Raw genomic sequence first — 17,745 nt, forward strand, 5'->3', positions numbered from 1 at the left:
GCGGCCGGGCGAACCCGAGGTGAACGGGGAGCCGACGGCCCGCCGGGCGCCGTCGGTCGTGGCCGGTTCGCCGCCCGTCGGCGGGGCTGGCGGTGCGGGCGGCTCGCGTGAGCGGCCGGGGCGGCCGACGTGGGCGGCCGGGAAAAAGAATTGGGTGTGCGCACCCACGCCGGGAGACGCGCCTTCCGCTACGCCGGTTCGAGGAAGCCCTGCTCCACCAGCAGGCGGATCTGCGCGGGCGTGCGGTCGCGCAGGGCCACCGGGTCCTCGCCGACCAGCTGGGCGATGGCGTCCAGGATGCGGCCGGCGCTCATGGTGCCGTCGCAGACGCCCGCGAAGCCGGCACCGACGGTGTCGACCCGGGTCGCCCGGCGCATGCCGCGGTTCTGGCGCAGGACGACGTGCTCCGGGTCCTCGGCGCCGGGCAGCCCGACCTGTTCCTGGACGACCTCGCCGGCGAGCGCGAAGTGCGCCTCCAGCAGGGCGGCGTCGTCGTGGGAGCGCAGGTAGTCGACGCGGTCGAAGTGGGCGCGCACGGTCTCGCCGAGCGGCTGCTCGATCGGGTGCGGCCACTCCTCGGCGACGACCGAGGGCTCGGCGGCCCCGGTCCGGCGCAGCGTGATCCAGCCGAAGCCGACGGCCCTGACCTTGCGGGCCTCGAACTCGTCCAGCCACGCGTCGTAGCGCGCCTGGTAGTCGGCCGGGTCACCGCGGTGGTCGCCCGCGTCCCGCAGCCACAGCTCGGCGTACTGGGTGACGTCCTGCACCTCGCGCTGCACGATCCAGGCGTCGCAGCCGCGCGGCACCCAGGAGCGCAGCCGGTCCGTCCACTCCTCCCCCTCCACGTGCTGCCAGTTGGCGAGGAAGTGCGCGAACCCGCCCTCGTTCAGACGCTCCCCCGTCTGCTGAACGAGCGAGCGGCACAGATCGTCCCCGCCCATCCCGCCGTCGCGGTAGGTGAGACGGGCGCCAGGTGAGATCACGAACGGCGGGTTGGAGACGATCAGGTCGTACGTCTCGTCGTCGGCGACCGGCTCGTAGAGGGAGCCCTCGCGCAGGTCGGCGGCCGGGGCTCCGGACAGGGCCAGGGTGAGCGCGGTGATGTGCAGCGCGCGCGGATTGACGTCGGTGGCCGTCACGCGCGTGGCGTGCGCGGCGGCGTGCAGTGCCTGGATGCCGGAGCCGGTGCCGAGGTCGAGGGCGGCGGAGACGGGCGTACGCACGGTGAGGCCCGCCAGGGTGGTGGAGGCGCCACCGACTCCCAGGACGACGCCCTCGGCGTGGTTGCCGATGCCGCCGGCGCCGCCGACCGCGCAGCCGAGGTCGGAGACGATGAACCAGTCCTCGCCACCGGGCCCGCCGTAGGGCCGTACGTCCACGGTCGCCACCACCTCGTCGTCGCCCACGCGGTCGAGCCATCCGCTCTCCAGGCAGGCGTCGACGGGCAGCACGTCCGCCACGCGCGCGTAGGAGGCGGGTTGCTGGAGCAGAAACAGCCGCACGAGCAGTTCGAGCGGCGTGTCGCCGCGGGTCGCCCGGAGCGCGGGCACGGTCTCGCTGCGCGACAGCGCCGCGTAGGCGGGCGCGCCGAGCAGCTCCAGCAGTCCGTCGGCGGTGAAGGACGCCTCGAGCAGGGCGTCCCGCAACCGGGCGGTGACGTCGGGGCGGTCGGCGGAGGGCAGGGGGGACAGGCTGGCGTTACTCACACACCCATTGTGACCCGGCGGTCCGCACCCCGCCCCGTGTCTGCGTCAGGCGTCAGGCGTCGGGCGTCAGGCGTCGGGCCTGTCGGCCCCCGGCCCCGTCAGCCCTCGGTGGCCGAGGGCGTCACCGAGGCCGACTTGCAGCTGGCCTGCTTGGCCATCGCCTTGCCGACGTCGCCCTCCTCCAGGGTCTTCAGCGCGTCGCTGCCGCTCTTGCTGAGCTTGTTCAGCTCGGTGGCGATGTCCTTGAGGCCGTCGGCGAACTCGGCCTGGTCCTTGGTGTTGAGGTCCTCCACCTGCTTGCGCAGGGAGGCATAGGAGGAGGAGAGGCCGTTCAGCTCGGTGACGGCGTCCTTCTGCTTCTTCTCACCGTCGTCGACGTCCGGGGGGCCGGCCTTCTGGACGGTGGCCCCCATCGCCTTGTAGGCGTCGGACATGTCCTGGAACGCCTTCGCGTCGGTCTTCCGGACCTCGGCGGGAGTGCTGTTGTCCGAGGTCTCCTTCTGGATCGCCGCGTTGGCCGCCTCGATCTTCTTGGCCTGCGGCTGGACACCCTCGCAGACCTCCTTGGCCCAGGAGTCCAGCTTCTCGTTGTCGTCGCTGCCGCCGCATCCCGTCAGCGCCAGTACCAGTACCGCACCGCCGGACAGTGCGACCCCGAGCTTCTTGTTCACCGGATCTGTCCCTTCCATGGCTCTCGGCCCCGGAACATACACGCCGGATGGGTTACATCCACCCGACGAACATCCGTTAAGACCGTATTGAAGCCATTTGCACCAAGGGAGAACAAGGGAGAGAAGGCTCACGATGGACAGGGTGCGTACACGCGGAACGGGCGGGCAGCGCGCCAACACGCGCCGCCCGCCCGCACCTTGCGCCCCCTCCCGAACCGAGCCAGGCGGCGGGTGCCCGGACCGGGTCTACGAAACCACCGCCGGATCGGCCGACTTGGGCTCCTGGTCCGCGTCACCGTCGTCGCCCATCGCGATGCCGCGCCGCTTGGACACGTAGACCGCCGCCGCGATGACCAGGAACGCGACGACGGCGATCAGCACCCGTACGCCGATGCTCTTGTCGGCTCCGTAGGAGAACTTGATGACCGCGGGAGCGATGAGCAGCGCCACCAGGTTCATGACCTTCAGCAGCGGGTTGATGGCCGGTCCCGCGGTGTCCTTGAAGGGGTCGCCGACCGTGTCGCCGATGACGGTGGCGGCGTGGGCCTCGCTGCCCTTGCCGCCGTGGTGCCCGTCCTCGACCAGCTTCTTGGCGTTGTCCCAGGCGCCGCCGGAGTTCGCGAGGAAGACCGCCATCAGCGTGCCCGCGCCGATCGCGCCCGCCAGGAACGCGCCGAGCGCTCCCACGCCGAGCGTGAACCCGATGAAGATGGGCGCCATCACGGCGAGCAGCCCGGGCGTGGCGAGTTCCCGCAGGGCGTCCCTGGTGCAGATGTCGACGACCTTGCCGTACTCGGGTTTCTCGCTGTAGTCCATGATTCCGGGCCGCTCCCGGAACTGCCGGCGCACCTCGAAGACCACCGCGCCCGCCGACCGGGACACCGCGTTGATCGCCAGCCCCGAGAAGAGGAAGACGACCGCCGCCCCGGCGATGAGCCCGACGAGGTTGTTGGGCTGCGAGATGTCCATCATCAGGTTCATCGGCGCGCCCTCGCCGCTGAGCTTCTCGCCCACGTCCGCCGCGCCGGTGGTGATGGCGTCGCGGTACGACCCGAACAGGGCCGCCGCCGCGAGGACCGCGGTGGCGATGGCGATGCCCTTGGTGATGGCCTTGGTGGTGTTGCCGACCGCGTCCAGGTCCGTGAGCACCTGCGCACCGGCGCCCTCGACGTCGCCGGACATCTCGGCGATGCCCTGCGCGTTGTCGGAGACCGGCCCGAAGGTGTCCATGGCGACGATCACGCCGACCGTGGTGAGCAGGCCGGTGCCGGCCAGCGCCACCGCGAACAGCGCCAGCATGATCGACGTTCCGCCGAGCAGGAAGGCCCCGTAGACGCCGAGGCCGATCAACAAGGCGGTGTAGACGGCCGATTCGAGACCGAGCGAGATACCGGCGAGGACGACGGTGGCGGGACCGGTGAGCGAGGTCTTGCCGATGTCCCTGACGGGACGCCTGGTGGTCTCGGTGAAGTAGCCGGTGAGCTGCTGGATCACGGCGGCGAGCACGATGCCGATCGCCACCGCGACCAGCGCCAGGATCCGCGGGTCGCCGCTCTTGCCCGCGATCGCGGCGTCCGTTACACCGTCCAGGTCGGCGTACGAGCCGGGCAGGTAGACGAAGACGGCGACCGCCACCAGCACCAGCGAGATCACCGCGGAGATGAAGAAGCCCCGGTTGATCGCGCTCATGCCGCTGCGGTCGGAGCGCCGGGGCGCCACCGCGAAGATGCCGATCATGGCGGTGAGCACGCCGATCGCCGGGACCAGCAGCGGGAACGCCAGACCGGAGTCGCCGAAGGCCACCTTGCCGAGGATCAACGCGGCCACCAGGGTGACGGCGTAGGACTCGAAGAGGTCGGCCGCCATGCCCGCACAGTCGCCGACGTTGTCGCCCACGTTGTCCGCGATGGTCGCGGCGTTGCGCGGATCGTCCTCCGGAATGCCCTGCTCGACCTTACCGACCAGGTCGGCGCCGACGTCGGCGGCCTTGGTGAAGATGCCGCCGCCGACCCGCATGAACATCGCGATCAGCGCGGCACCGAGGCCGAATCCCTCCAGGACCTTCGGCGCGTCGGCCGCGTACACCAGCACCACGCAGCAGGCGCCCAGCAGGCCGAGCCCCACCGTGAACATGCCGACGACGCCGCCCGTGCGGAACGCGATCTTCGTCGCTCTGTGCGAGACGAGAGTGAGATCCTTTTCCGGTTCTCCGGGCGCCGGTGTCGCTTCCCGGGCCGCCGCGGCGACGCGCACGTTGCTGCGTACGGCGAGCCACATGCCGATATATCCGGTGGCCGCCGAGAACGCCGCGCCGATCAGAAAGAAGATCGAACGTCCGGCCCGTTGATTCCAGTCGTCCGCGGGCAGCAGCATGAGCAGGAAGAACACCACGACGGCGAATACGCCGAGCGTGCGCAGTTGCCGTGCCAGGTAGGCGTTCGCACCTTCCTGCACGGCCGCCGCGATCTTCTTCATGCTGTCGGTTCCCTCGCCCGCCGCGAGCACCTGGCGCACCAGGACGCCCGCGAGGACCAGTGCGGCCAGTGCGACGACCGCGATGACCGCGATCAGGGCGCGGTTTCCGTCGGTCAGCACGGCGGCCGCGAGGTGGGAGGGATCACCCAGTTGATGGGGGCCCAACTGATGAGAGGTGGAAAGCTCCGCCATTCGTCCTCCTTGACGCTTGGGCTGAGCTCAAGATGTGGACGGGATTGTAGGTACCGGAAGCTGATCAAAACAGTGCACGACAAAGCGAATTGACCTGTCAACCACACGGACGCCGGAAGTAGTAATGCCCCTCCGCCATTAATGCGATCCGATCCTTGATCCCTTTAGTGATCCCTTTGATGATCCCTTTAGCGATCCGATCAGTGAACTGCTCGCCGGTCGAATGTCGCGTGATTGATCGTGAATGAATTCACTCGACATCCGCACGACGCCAATGTATGTCCGCGCATGCCGAAGGGCCCCACCAGGTGGGGCCCTTCGGGTGACGCGGGTGATACGGGGGTGCAGCCGGGGCAGCGGAGATCAGACCGGCGGCAGTACCGCCGGCGCGGTCGGCCAGGTCATGCGGATCAGCCCGCCGTCCTCGTCCGCCGAGACCTCCACGTCGTCGACGAGTCCGCTGATGACCGCGAGGCCCATCTCGTCCTCCTCGGCCTCCAGCTCGTCGGCGGCATCCCCCGAGGTCTTGACCCCGGGGACGGCGTGCGGCGCCTCGTCACCGACCTCGATGGAGAACTGCTTCTCCTCCTCGATCAGCGACACCTTGACCGGCGCCGTGATGCCGACGTGCTGATGCAGGCCCACGGCCCGGGTGCAGGCCTCGCCCACGGCGAGCCTGACCTCGTCGAGGACGGCCTCGTCCACTCCGGCCCTGCGCGCCACCGCGGCCGCCACCAGACGGGCGGTCCGGACGTGCTCGGGCAGCGCGCTGAAGCGGAGCTCGACGGTGGCCATGCATCCCCCTCGGAACTACGGGCGTGCTTTCGGGGGTCCGGGCCGCCGTACAGCCTGGACCCCCCTCGTTGTACTTGCCGCTCCGGGCCCCACAGGCCCGGAGCCGGTCGTCAGTCGGTGGCCGCCACCGCTTCCTCGACCGAGGTGTGAATGGGGAACACCTTGGTGAGGCCGGTGATACGGAAGATCTTGAGAATGCGCTCCTGGTTGCAGACCAGCCGCAGCGAGCCCTCATGGGCACGCACACGCTTCAGTCCACCCACCAGCACGCCGAGCCCTGTGGAGTCGAGGAAGTCCACGCCCTCCATGTCGACGACGAGGTGGAAACTCCCGTCGTTCACGAGCTCGACCAGCTGCTCACGCAGCTTGGGCGCGGTGTATACGTCAATTTCGCCACCGACCTCGACGACCGTACGATCGCCGACGGTACGGGTCGACAGGGACAGGTCCACGGATCCTCCAGCACCTTGCTATCGAGCGGTCGTCCCTCGGGACACCTCGGCTTGAAGCCCCCAGGACGGTTCGCCAGCCGCGATGGCATTCAATCACTTACCGGCAGGCGTGCACGACGCCTTGGTCCCATTGTCCGTCACGCCAGTGACAGACTCGGTGCCGATGGCCAAGAATCACCGACCCGATCGATCCCCGGCGGAGCCCGGCTCCCGGCCGGAACCGGTCATGCTCCTGAACCGGCTCGCCGCGGGACCGAGCCGGGCTGCGCGCATCACTCATACGGAGCACTTGCCCCCACGTCCGGGCCGTCATGCCCGCTGGCCGGACCGGATTCGACCGGAGGTCCTGGCGGCGGTGCGGGCCGCGGGCATCGAGCACCCCTGGGCCCACCAGGCACGCGTCGCCGAGCACGCCCTGGACGGCGACTCGGTGGTCGTCGCCACGGGTACCGCCTCCGGCAAGTCCCTGGCCTATCTGGTGCCGGTCCTGTCGACCCTCGTGGACGGCTCCGAGGCTCCGAACGGGCGCGGCGCCACCGCCCTCTACCTGGCTCCCACCAAGGCGCTGGCGGCCGACCAGTGCCGGGCGGTGAAGGAATTTTCACACCCTCTTGGCACATCTGTCCGGGCCGCGGTCTACGACGGCGACACGCCGTTCGAGGAACGCGAGTGGATCCGCCAGTACGGGACGTACGTCCTGACCAACCCGGACATGCTGCACCGCGGCATCCTGCCCTCCCACCCCCGCTGGTCGTCGTTCCTGAAGGCGCTGAAGTACGTCGTCATCGACGAGTGCCACACCTACCGCGGCGTCTTCGGCTCCCACGTCGCCCAGGTGCTGCGCAGACTGCGCAGACTGTGTGCCCGCTACGGCGCGTCGCCCGTGTTCCTGCTCGCCTCCGCCACCGCCGCCGAGCCGTCGGTGGCGGCCCGCCGGCTCACCGGGCTCCCGGTGGTCGAGGTCGCCGACGACGCGTCACCGCGCGGCGAACTGGTGTTCGCCCTGTGGGAGCCGCCGCTGACCGAGCTGGAGGGCGAGAAGGGCGCACCCGTCCGCCGCACGGCCACCGCCGAAGCCGCCGACCTGCTCACCGACCTCACCGTGCAGGGCATGCGTTCGATCACCTTCGTACGGTCCCGGCGCGGCGCCGAACTGATCTCGGTGATCGCCAAGGAACGACTGGCCGAGGTCGACCGCTCCCTGGCCGGACGCGTGGCCGCGTACCGCGGCGGCTACCTCCCCGAGGAGCGCCGCGCTCTGGAACGCGCCCTGCACTCTGGTGACCTCCTCGGTCTCGCGGCGACGAACGCCCTGGAGCTCGGTCTGGACATCTCCGGCCTGGACGCCGTGGTGATCGCGGGTTATCCGGGCACGCGGGCGTCCCTGTGGCAGCAGGCGGGCCGGGCGGGCCGGGCCGGTCAGGGGGCGCTGGCCGTGCTGGTCGCCCGGGACGACCCGCTGGACACGTTCCTCGTCCACCACCCGGAGGCCCTGTTCGACCGGCCGGTGGAGTCCACGGTCCTCGACCCCGACAACCCGTACGTCCTCGCCCCCCACCTGTGCGCGGCGGCTGCCGAACTGCCCCTGACGGAGGAGGACCTGAAGCTCTTCGGTCCCGCCTGCGAGGAGCTGCTGCCCCAGCTGGAGGCGGCGAAGCTGCTGCGCCGGCGCACCCGGGCCTGGCACTGGACCCGCCGTGAGCGGGCCGCCGACCTGACGGACATCCGCGGAGAGGGCGGGCGCCCGGTCCAGGTCGTCGAGTCCGGCACGGGCCGGCTGCTGGGCACGGTCGACGCCGGTGCCGCCCACACGACCGTCCACGAGGGCGCCGTCCACCTCCACCAGGGACGCACCTACCTGGTGCGCACCCTCGACCTGGAGGACTCCGTCGCGCTGGTCGAGCAGGCCACCCCCGCCTACTCGACGGTCGCCCGCGACACGACGGCGATCTCCGTCCTGGAGACCGACCTGGAGGTCCCCTGGGGCGACGGGCGGCTCTGCTACGGCTCGGTCGAGGTCACCAACCAAGTGGTCTCCTTCCTGCGCCGGCGCCTGATCACCGGCGAGGTCCTGGGGGAGACGAAGCTCGACCTCCCTCCCCGGACGCTGCGCACACGGGCGGTGTGGTGGACGGTCACCGAGGACCAACTGGACGCGGCCCGGATCAACCCGGAGATCCTCGGCGGTGCCCTGCACGCCGCCGAACACGCCTCGATCGGCATGCTGCCGCTGTTCGCCACCTGCGACCGCTGGGACATCGGCGGCGTGTCGGTCCCCCTGCACCCGGACACCCTGCTGCCGACGGTCTTCGTGTACGACGGCCACCCCGGCGGCGCGGGGTTCGCCGAGCGCGCCTTCCACACGGCCCGCGACTGGCTGACGGCCACCCGGGAGGCCATCGCGTCCTGCGAGTGCGAGGCCGGCTGCCCGTCCTGCATCCAGTCCCCCAAGTGCGGCAACGGCAACGATCCGCTGCACAAGCGGGGAGCGGTACGGCTCCTCACGGTGCTGCTGCGCGGCGCCGCGGAGGCGGGGTAGGCCGCGCCGCGGCCCATGGGGAGAGATAGGCCGCACGGCCCGTGGGGGCGGGGCGGGCAGCACGCCCTGTGGGGGCGGGGTGAGCCCCGCACGGCCCGTCGGGGGTGTGGAGTGGGCGACGCGAGGGGGGTGACGTGGGTGCCGTCAGCGGGGCGGGGCAGGTGCCGTAAGCGGGACCGGCGCGGGTGCCATGAGCGGCTCCATCGCGGAGGCCTCGGGCAATCCTGGCGCGGAGGCTTGGGGCCAGCCCGGCACGGTGGGCGCGGGCGAGCCCGGGCCCGCTCTCGCCCGGATCTCCGCCGTGAAAGGTCCCCTGCCCGACGCCGCCGTCACGTCCGAGACCTGCCCGGTGAGCGCGCACCGCACCAACCGCGTCCGCTGGGCCCGCGCGACACGGTCCGCCCTGTCGCACGCGGCCGTACCGCCCTCCGCCCAGTGGTCCGCCGCCGCGAGCGCCGCCAAGTCGGCGCCACCGGCCGCGCGGTGACGAGCCACGACCGCCTGTCCCAGGGCCAGCACGATGCCGAACACCAGACACAGAACGGCGATGGCGCCCACGCTCCAGACGGTCGCCGAACCCTGGTCGGGAGCGGTCCGCACACCCTTGCGCCTCACGGCTCCACTCCCCCTGCGCCTCACGGCTCGGCTCCCACCGGTCCCGCTCCCGCCGGCTGCGCCGCTGACTGCTCCACCGAGGCCACGGCTTCCTCCCGTACCTCGAAGGGCAGTCCGTGCAGAGCCGGCGGGTCGGCCGTCACGACCACACGGACCTGGCCGCCCTCCCGGCCGACGGTGACCCGCGCCCCGCTCGGGGCCGCCTCACGGGCGACCTGCACGACCGCGTCGGCGGGGTCCTCCCGCGCCGCCGCGCGGGCGCCCGTCCGAGCCGCGTCCACGCACTGGATCTGGGCGGCCACCACGAGCAGCCCCCACACCAACGCCATCGCGAACACCACCAGCACGGGAAGCACCACGGCCGTCTCCGCCGTCACGAAGCCACCGTCCGGCCTCCGCCCCTCCCCGCCGCGGACTCGCGCCCTCGCCCTTGTCGTCGCCCCCGTCCTCGTCCTCGGTGCCTGTTCACATCCGCGCATCGAGGGCCCCCTTCACGACCCCCTGCAGCTCCGCGCTGACCGCGCCGCTCGTCACGACCTTGTAGAGGACCACCGCGAAGGCCACCGCCGCGACGATCCCCATCGCGTACTCGGACGTGACCATGCCCGCGTCCCGCCGTAGGGCCTGCTTCACCGCTCGCCGCCGCAGCGTCGTACCGACTCCGCAGACCAGGGCACGCACCCGCGCCCGCACCATCCGGCTCATCGCAACCCCCATGTGTCCGATACGTAGTTGGCTCGCTCGTTCATTGCTCGCCCGTTCGTCATTGCTCGTTCTGCTCCCTCGTCCGTCGCTGTTCGTTCTGCTCCCTCGTCCGTCGCTGTTCGTTCTGCTCCCTCGTCCGTCGCTGTTCGTTCTGCTCCCTCGTTCGTCACTGGTCCCTCGTGCTCGGTCGTCGTCCGTCCGTCGGACCTCCGCCCGCCGGCTCCGTCACCCGACGTGTCGGTCCGTCAGCCACCTCCCCCGCGGTCCAGCACCCCGCCGGCCAGTCCGATGACGACCGGCAGCACGCCCACCGCGATGAAGGCGGGCAGGAAGCACAGCCCCACCGGCGCGGTGACCATGACGGCCGCGCGCCGGGCCCGGGTGGTCGTGGTGCGGGCCCAGTCGGCGCGGGCCTGGGCGGCCAGCCGGGCGGCGGGACCCGCCGCGGGCAGACCCGAAACCTCGGACCGCTCCAGCAACCGCGCGAGAGGAACAGCCCCCGGGACGGCGGCCAACCCACGCCAGGCACCGTCCGGTTCACCACCGAGGCGCACCTCCGCGGCGCCGCGCCCCAGGGCGTCTCCGACCGGTCCGCCCAGGGCTTCGCCGACCGCCCTCGCGGCGGTGACCGGGCCCGCGCCCGCGGTGATACAGGCAGCCAGCAGATCGGCCGCCAGAGGGAGTTGACGGGCTGCCGCCACGGCGGCGGCCTCCGTCGCCGACGTCCCGGCGGCCGAGCGTCGGGCACTCCAGCGCCGCAGCACGACGGCCCCCACCAGCCCCACCAGAACCCCGGCCACACCACCGATCAGGGCCCAACCGGCGCCCACCGTGCCGACCAGCGGCAACCACGGGCGGACCTTGCTCAGCACCTCGGCACGGCGCGGGGCCGGGCGGGCGGGTTCCGGGCCCAGCAGGCCGGTGAGCTGCCTGCGCAGCGTCCGCTTCCGCCGCACGGCTCCCAGCGCGTGCGCCGGCCAGCCGACGGCCAGCGCCGCCCCCACCACCGCCCCCAGCCTGTGGACGAGGTCGCCGTTCACGACGCCGCCTCCGCTCCGCGCACGATCCGCGTCACCCACCACACGCCCACGCTCTCCAGCACCCCGCCCGCCAGCAGGCAGCCCAGCCCGGCCCCGGTGTGCAGCAGCACGTGCAAGGGGTCGGACCCGATGGCGACGCCGAGCAGGAGGCCGAGGACCGGCAGCCCGGTGAGCATCACGGCCGTGGCCCGAGCGCCCGCCAGTTGGGCGCGCAGGTCGGAGCGCTGGTCCCGCTCGGCGCGCAGCGCGCCCTCCAGCCGGTCGAGTCCGGCCGCGAGCCCCGCGCCCTGATCGACCGCGACCCGCCAGCACGCCGCCAGGCCCCGCAGTCCCTCGGCACCCGGTTGCCCGGCCGCCGCCGTGAGCGCCGCGGGGACGTCTCCGCCGAACCGGGCGGCCGCCAGCACCGTCGCCTGGGCGTCACCGAGTCCGCCGGAGTCGGTCGAGGACCCCTCGCGCGCGGCGCACAGCAGCGCCTCGCCGGGCTGACGCCCCGCCCGCACCTCACCGGCGAGCGTTCCGCACAGTGCGATCACCGCGTCCTGCCGGTGCTCCGTGGCTCGTCGCTGCCGACCGGCCAGCCGCATCCGCCGCAGCATCGGTACTCCGGCCGCCCCCGCGACGATCGGCAGCACCGAGTCACCCAGGAGCGCCAGCACCAGCCCGGCGGCCAGTGACCACCACTCGGGCCTCAGCCTGGCCCGGACACTCCGCAGGCCGTCCGTCACCCGCCGCGCCGGGGGCGGTCCCGAGCCACCGGTCAGGCCCGTTCCGTCCGATCCCTCGGCCGCGCCTGTCCGGCCCGTCCCACCCGTCGGGCCGGTCCGGCCTCCGGCAAGCACCAGCCGCGCCCGCCGTAAGCCGGAGTGCCACCCACCGGCCAGCCAGGCGGCCGCTCCCAGGCACACCAGGGCCATGCCCGTCGACACCTCGCCCGGCCCCGGCATGCCCGCGCCCACGCTCATGCCCGTCATGCCCGTCACCGCCGCGCCTCCCGTGCGACGGCCCGCTCTTCCGGCCCGGCACCGCGCAGCAACTCCCGCAGCCGCTGCCAGCCGCGCTCGGCGACGAAGGCATCCGCTCCCCATCGCAGCGCCGGTACCGTCCGCACCAGCCCCGAGGGATCCCGTTCCAGTACGTGCACCTCGGCGATCCGGCGTCGCCCGGCGCGGTCACGGACCAGGTGGAGAACCACCGAGAGAGCCGCCGCGAGTTGACTGTGCAGGGCCGCGCGGTCCAGGCCCGCGGCCGTGCCGAGTGCCTCCAGCCGGGCCGGGACATCAGCGGCGGCGTTGGCGTGCACGGTTCCGCACCCGCCCTCGTGTCCCGTGTTCAACGCGGCCAGGAGATGGACCACCTCGGGACCGCGCACCTCCCCCACCACCAGCCGGTCCGGCCGCATGCGCAACGCCTGGCGCACCAGGTCCTCCAGGGTGACCAGGCCCGCGGCCTCCTGGTTCGCCGGTCGGGTCTCCAGACGGACGACGTGCGGGTGGTCGGGCCGCAGCTCCGCCGAGTCCTCCGCCAGCACAAGGCGCTCGTCCGGCCCGACGAGCCCCAGCAGTGCGCTGAGCAGCGTCGTCTTGCCGCTGCCCGTCCCGCCGCTGACGAGGAAGGACAGCCGGGCCCGCATCAGGGCGCACAGCACGCGGTCCCCGCCGGGTGGCACGGTGCCCGCCGCCGCCAACTCGTCGAGCGTGAAGGCACGCGGCCGAACCACCCGCAGCGACAGGCAGGTGCAGCCGACGGCGACCGGTGGCAGCACGGCGTGCAGCCGGGTGCCGTCGGGCAACCTCGCGTCGACCCAGGGCCGGGCGTCGTCGAGCCGTCGTCCGGCGACGGTGGCGAGGCGCTGCGCGAGCCGTCGTACGGAGCCCGCGTCCGGGAAGGCGACCGGTGCCAGTTCGAGACCGCCGCCCCGGTCCACCCACACCCGGTCCGGGGCGGACACCAGTACGTCCGTCACCGACGGGTCGGCGAGCAAGGGCTCGAGCGGCCCACTGCCGACCAGCTCCGACCTGAGCTGTTCGGCGGCTCCGAGGATCTCGGCGTCCCCCAGCACCCGGCCCTGCTCCCGAAGGGCTTGCGCCACCCGCGCGGGCGTCGGCTCCGCCCCGCTCTCGGCCAGCCTGCGCCGCACACCGTCGAGCATCCCGGGCGCGGCCGGCATCCCGGGTGTCGCGCCCGGCCCGCCCCGCGGTGCCGCCCCCGGCGCCCCTACGAGAACCCGCTCCTGCCCGTGCGGCCGTCCGACCGCCGTTGCCGGGCCTCCGGCAACGGCCGGTCCCGTCAACGGTCCGGAAGCGTGGCGCCCGGTCCCTCCCGCAGGGGGCCGATCGTTCTGTCGAGAGGCCAGTCCCGGCACCTCGGACGCCTCCATCCTGCGCGAGCCCGCCCCCCTCTCCGTCACCGGGACAGGCGCCATGGTCGTCCCCGGCGTCCCGCCCGACCGCCCTGCGGTCATCACGTCCGTCTCACCCCGCGTCCGGCCCGACCGCCCCGCGGTCATCACGTCCATCTCGCTCCACGTCCCGTCCGACAGTCCCGCCGTCGTCACGTCCATCTCGCCCCGCCTTCCTCCGCTCATCACCGACCCGGCCCCGTCCCTCATGAACCGCTCCCGACCCGGCCGTCCGTCTCCGCCAGCGCCCGCTCCCAGAACTCCCGGCAGAAGCGCGCCAGCGGGCCCCGGGCCGGGGTGCCAGGGGGGCGTCTGCTCTCCGTGGCGCGCAGGAGGCCGGACTCGACGGGCACCTCACCGACGAGGGGGAGGCCGAGCAGGCGGGCCACCTCACGGTCGTCCAGTCCGGAGGCGTAGGGGCCGCGCACCGCGACCCGGAGGTCGCGCAGGACCATGCCGACCGCGGCGGCCACCCGGCCGGCCGCCGCCACGGCCCGCAGCTCGGCGGGGACGACGAGGATCCCGACGTCGAGCTGCGCGAGGACCTCGGCGACGCCGTCGTCGATCCGGCGTGGCAGGTCGACGACGACCGTGCCGCCCCTTCGCCGGGCCGCGGCCAGCACCGCGCGTACGGCCTGCGGCGGTACGGAGACGCAGTCCCCGCGGTCCCAGCTGAGCACCCGCAACGCGTGCAGCTCGGGCAGCGATTCCTCCAGGGCGCCGCCGCCGACCCGCCCGCGGGAGGCCGCGAACGCCGGCCACCTCAGCCCGTCGGCGGTCTCACCGCCGAGGAGGACGTCGAGCCCGCCGCCCATCGGATCGGCGTCCACCAGCAGACTGCGTAGCCCCTCACGCGCGGCGGTGACGGCGAGTGCGCAGGCCAGCGTGGACGCCCCGGCGCCGCCCCGGCCTCCGATGACACCGACGGTGAGGGCCGGACGGCCCACGCCCTCGGCGACGTCGGCGATGCGGTCTACCAGCCACTGCTCGCCGTCCGGCAGCATCAGGACGTGGTCGGCACCGATCTCGACCGCCCGCTGCCAGATCCCCGAGTCGTCCTGGTCGCGGCCCACGAGGACGACCCCGCGCCTGCGCACGGCTCCGCGGACGCGTCGCGCCGCGTCGTCCCCGACGAGGACCAGTGGCGCGGCCTCCCAGCCGGCCGGCCACGCCGAAGCCGAGGACGCCGAGGACTCCGGGGATGTGGCGGGCGCTGCCGTCGCCGTGAGCGCCCAGGGCGTCGAGGAGCGCGATCCGGGCACCGAATGGTGGACCTCCGGTGTGGCGCCCGCGGCCGCACACAGGCGCAGCAGGTCGTCGAGGAGATCCGGGTCCTCCGTGACGATCAGGGGTCCGCTCTGCCGGCCTCCGGCGGCGGGCGGCGGGTCGTGCGTGATGATTCCGGTCATGGCTGCTCCCTCTGCGCGCGGCACCCGCGGTCGCGTCGGTGTCTCGTGATCTCTCGCGCAGCCCCCGCGGCCCCGCGATTCGCGGCCGTGTGAAGCACCGGAAACCGGTCCCGCACGAGCGGCCGACATCACGCGTCCGGCAAAGAGATCCGGCCGTAGAACTCGGCGCGGTCCGAACGCGTGGGAATCACGGTGCAGCGATCTGGAAAATCGTGTGGATCTTGGTCGAAAACTGTGGACAACTCGACGATTGTGAATATCGACTCACTCGAACCGGTGAGCCCCGTCCGACCTCGCTCCGCCCCTCGTACGACTTCCGCAGAGCAGTCCGTCAACTACGCTCAGTAGTCGTCGACGGCATGACGACATCTGGGCCCCGAGCCGCAACGGCTCGGGGCCCAGATCGAGGAAAGAGTGAAAAACCCACCCGGACATGCGACGACCCCCGCCGGGGGGGAGAGCGGGGGTCGTCTCCACGGCCGACTCGGGGGGGGAGGAGTCGGGCCGGGTTAGCACGGTCGCGAACGATCCGTGACTTCCATGGTGTACCCGAGAGCCTTCTCAGGCAAACCCACACGCCCCACCTTACGCCGAATGGGCTGCGCCTATGCTCAGGGTCGTGGAAAACCACTCCTCGCCCCACTCCGCGCCGCACTCCATGCCTCGCGCGGCGGCCTTCTTCGACCTGGACAAGACGGTCATTGCGAAGTCGAGCACACTCACGTTCAGCAAGTCGTTCTACCAAGGCGGCCTGATCAACCGCAGGGCCGTGTTGCGTACCGCATACGCCCAGTTCGTCTTCCTCGCCGGCGGCGCCGACCACGACCAGATGGAGCGCATGCGCGCGTACCTCTCGGCGCTGTGCCGCGGGTGGAACGTCCAGTTGGTCAAGGAACTGGTCGCCGAGACGCTGCACGACCTGATCGACCCGATCATCTACGACGAGGCGGCCTCCCTGATCGAGGAGCACCACACCGCCGGCCGCGACGTCGTGATCGTGTCCACCTCGGGTGCCGAGGTCGTCGAGCCGATCGGTGAGCTGCTCGGCGCCGACCGGGTGGTGGCGACGCGCATGGTCGCGGGTGACGACGGCTGCTTCACCGGAGAGGTGGAGTACTACGCGTACGGCCCGACGAAGGCGGAGGCGATCCGGGAGCTGGCCGGGTCCGAGGGATACGACCTGTCCCGCTGCTACGCCTACAGCGACTCGGCGACCGACGTCCCCATGCTGGAGGCCGTGGGTCACCCGCACGCCGTCAACCCCGACCGGGCACTGCGCAAGGAGGCCCTCGCGCGCGAGTGGCCGATTCTCGACTTCCACCGTCCGGTGCGACTGAAGCAGCGGTTCGGGCGGTTCTCCGTGCCACCGCGGCCCGCGCTCGTCGCCGCTGCGGCGCTGGGCGCCGCGGCGGCCACGGCCGGCCTCGTCTGGTACGCGAGCCGGCGCCGCTCCCCGTCGGCCTGACCTCGGCGCCCCCGCCGCCCACCGGATCGGCTCCCTGCCCTGCCGGGCCGCCCGATCAGCCGTTTCACCCGCGTGTGAGCGCAAAAGTAAAGAAGTGCGACGAACACTTCCGCTTGCTCCGGCCCAGGAGTACAAAGGAATCAACGGCCCGCGAGACCAAGGACATCCGAAAGGATCACCTTAAACACGCAGTTGGCCCCACGGACCGAGCACGGACACCGGGCACCCACGCGACGTCGACCCGTCGATTACGGGCCAGCCGCACCAGGTGACGGGCGAAGTTCCCGACCTGATGGGCACATCCGAGGACGCTTGGTAACCCGGTGGTCGTGCCAGCGGCGGTACGAGGATTCGTACCGCCGCATTTCTGTACCCGGCTCCGCACCCGGCCTGCCGGACAGCGCGCCGTGCGCGCTACGCCGCTACGCCGCCCCGCGCTGGAGTGCCTCGCACACCGCCGTCGACTCGCGGGCGCCCAGTGCCACCGCCTTGCCGCAGTGGCCGATCCAGGCGGCCATGCCCTCCGGCGTCCCGGACACGTACCCGTCCAGCGCCGCCAGGTAGGCCGCCCGGCCCAGCTCGGCGTGGCCGACCTCGGCCGGGCAGACCGACTTGGGGTCCAGACCGCTGCCGACCAGGACGATGCGCTCGGCCGCGCGCGCGACCAGTCCGTTGTGGGAGGCGAAGGGGCGCAGCGCCAGGATCTCCCCGTGCACCACGGCTGCCGTCACCAGCGCCGGAGCCGAACCACCGGCGGCGATCAGCTCGGCCAGGCCGTCCAGACGGCCGTGCGCCTCCCCCGCGTCGGGCAGGGGCAGCTCCACCAGCGGTTCGTCGACCGGTTCGCCCTGCCGACGCGGCCGTCCCACCTCGTCGGCCTGGGTCGCGGCCGCCACCAGGTGCAGCCGGGCCAGCACCCGCAGCGGCGACTGGCGCCAGATGGACAGCAGCTGTCCCGCCTCGGCGGTGAGCCGCAGCGCGGCGCCCACCGCGCGCGCCTCGTCGTCGCCGCTGAAGTCGCTGCGCCGGCGCACCTCTTCCAGGGCCCAGTCCGCCCCGGACAGTGCCGCCGAACCCCGGGCGCCGCGCAGCGCCGCCTCGGAGGTGATCTCGTTGCTGCGGCGTCGCATGATCCGGTGGCCGTAGACACGGTCCACGGCCTTGCGTACGGACTCCACGGACTCGGACACGCCGGGCAGGGCGCCCAGGGCCGCGAGCGGATCGGCGTTCGCGCCTGTCGTACTCATGGGTAAGACCCTACGCAAACCCGCGCCGCGCCC

15 protein-coding genes are annotated in these 17,745 nt (G+C 72.7%); 2 read left to right on the forward strand and 13 right to left on the reverse strand.

Features of this window, described 5'->3' with window-relative positions; genetic code table 11:
- Window positions 1-188: 188 nt before the first annotated feature.
- From EV562_RS22230 to bldG, 5 genes are all read right to left on the reverse strand, one after another.
- Window positions 189-1,706, reverse strand: a complete 1,518-nt coding sequence (locus EV562_RS22230) for a class I SAM-dependent methyltransferase (protein ID WP_133888601.1) — start codon at window positions 1,704-1,706, stop codon at window positions 189-191.
- Between the two features lie 98 nt (window positions 1,707-1,804).
- On the reverse strand, window positions 1,805-2,395 hold the full coding sequence (locus EV562_RS22235) for a small secreted protein (RefSeq protein ID WP_133888602.1): 591 nt from the start codon (window positions 2,393-2,395) through the stop codon (window positions 1,805-1,807).
- A gap of 228 nt (window positions 2,396-2,623) precedes the next feature.
- The gene (locus EV562_RS22240) at window positions 2,624-5,044 is read right to left on the reverse strand and encodes a sodium-translocating pyrophosphatase (RefSeq protein WP_133888603.1); all 2,421 of its coding nucleotides are present in this window, start codon (window positions 5,042-5,044) and stop codon (window positions 2,624-2,626) included.
- A gap of 363 nt (window positions 5,045-5,407) precedes the next feature.
- On the reverse strand, window positions 5,408-5,839 hold the full coding sequence (locus tag EV562_RS22245; RefSeq protein ID WP_133888604.1) for an ATP-binding protein: 432 nt from the start codon (window positions 5,837-5,839) through the stop codon (window positions 5,408-5,410).
- A 110-nt stretch (window positions 5,840-5,949) separates the two neighbouring features.
- Window positions 5,950-6,291, reverse strand: a complete 342-nt coding sequence (gene bldG / locus EV562_RS22250; RefSeq protein WP_003975386.1) for an anti-sigma factor antagonist BldG — start codon at window positions 6,289-6,291, stop codon at window positions 5,950-5,952.
- Window positions 6,292-6,373: 82 nt separating this feature from the next.
- Between bldG and EV562_RS22255 the strand changes: the two genes are divergently transcribed.
- Window positions 6,374-8,830 (forward strand): DEAD/DEAH box helicase, encoded by a 2,457-nt coding sequence (locus tag EV562_RS22255; protein ID WP_166661946.1) that lies wholly within the window; start codon window positions 6,374-6,376, stop codon window positions 8,828-8,830.
- A gap of 144 nt (window positions 8,831-8,974) precedes the next feature.
- Here the strand turns inward: EV562_RS22255 and EV562_RS22260 are convergent, their stop codons facing one another.
- The 7 genes from EV562_RS22260 to ssd all read right to left on the reverse strand — a co-directional run bounded on the left by EV562_RS22260 (window position 8,975) and on the right by ssd (window position 15,000).
- The gene (locus EV562_RS22260; RefSeq protein ID WP_133888845.1) at window positions 8,975-9,430 is read right to left on the reverse strand and encodes an Rv3654c family TadE-like protein; all 456 of its coding nucleotides are present in this window, start codon (window positions 9,428-9,430) and stop codon (window positions 8,975-8,977) included.
- 35 nt (window positions 9,431-9,465) lie between these two features.
- Window positions 9,466-9,822 (reverse strand): TadE family type IV pilus minor pilin, encoded by a 357-nt coding sequence (locus EV562_RS22265; RefSeq protein ID WP_243860114.1) that lies wholly within the window; start codon window positions 9,820-9,822, stop codon window positions 9,466-9,468.
- An 88-nt stretch (window positions 9,823-9,910) separates the two neighbouring features.
- Window positions 9,911-10,150, reverse strand: coding sequence for a DUF4244 domain-containing protein (locus EV562_RS22270; protein ID WP_133888607.1), 240 nt, complete (start codon window positions 10,148-10,150; stop codon window positions 9,911-9,913).
- A 245-nt stretch (window positions 10,151-10,395) separates the two neighbouring features.
- Window positions 10,396-11,190 (reverse strand): type II secretion system F family protein, encoded by a 795-nt coding sequence (locus EV562_RS22275; RefSeq protein ID WP_133888608.1) that lies wholly within the window; start codon window positions 11,188-11,190, stop codon window positions 10,396-10,398.
- Window positions 11,187-12,137, reverse strand: coding sequence for a type II secretion system F family protein (locus tag EV562_RS22280; RefSeq protein ID WP_166661960.1), 951 nt, complete (start codon window positions 12,135-12,137; stop codon window positions 11,187-11,189). Before EV562_RS22280 ends, EV562_RS22275 begins: the two co-directional genes overlap by 4 nt.
- 32 nt (window positions 12,138-12,169) lie before the next feature.
- Entirely contained in the window at window positions 12,170-13,360 is a 1,191-nt protein-coding gene (locus EV562_RS22285) for a TadA family conjugal transfer-associated ATPase (protein WP_133888610.1), read from the reverse strand.
- Window positions 13,361-13,797: 437 nt separating this feature from the next.
- The gene (ssd, locus tag EV562_RS22290; RefSeq protein ID WP_133888611.1) at window positions 13,798-15,000 is read right to left on the reverse strand and encodes a septum site-determining protein Ssd; all 1,203 of its coding nucleotides are present in this window, start codon (window positions 14,998-15,000) and stop codon (window positions 13,798-13,800) included.
- Window positions 15,001-15,607: 607 nt separating this feature from the next.
- On the opposite strand from ssd, the gene EV562_RS22295 reads away from it, so the two are divergent.
- A complete protein-coding gene (locus EV562_RS22295) occupies window positions 15,608-16,465 on the forward strand; it encodes an HAD family hydrolase (RefSeq protein WP_208298398.1) in 858 nt (285 codons plus the stop codon).
- A gap of 422 nt (window positions 16,466-16,887) precedes the next feature.
- On the opposite strand, the gene EV562_RS22300 is transcribed toward EV562_RS22295, so the two are convergent.
- Window positions 16,888-17,712 carry a Fic family protein gene (locus tag EV562_RS22300; RefSeq protein WP_133888612.1) on the reverse strand — a complete coding sequence of 275 codons (825 nt, stop codon included), beginning with the start codon at window positions 17,710-17,712 and terminating at the stop codon, window positions 16,888-16,890.
- Between the last annotated feature and the right edge of the window lie 33 nt (window positions 17,713-17,745).

It is taken from the genome of Streptomyces sp. BK208 (assembly GCF_004364245.1).
Classification (GTDB): domain Bacteria; phylum Actinomycetota; class Actinomycetes; order Streptomycetales; family Streptomycetaceae; genus Streptomyces.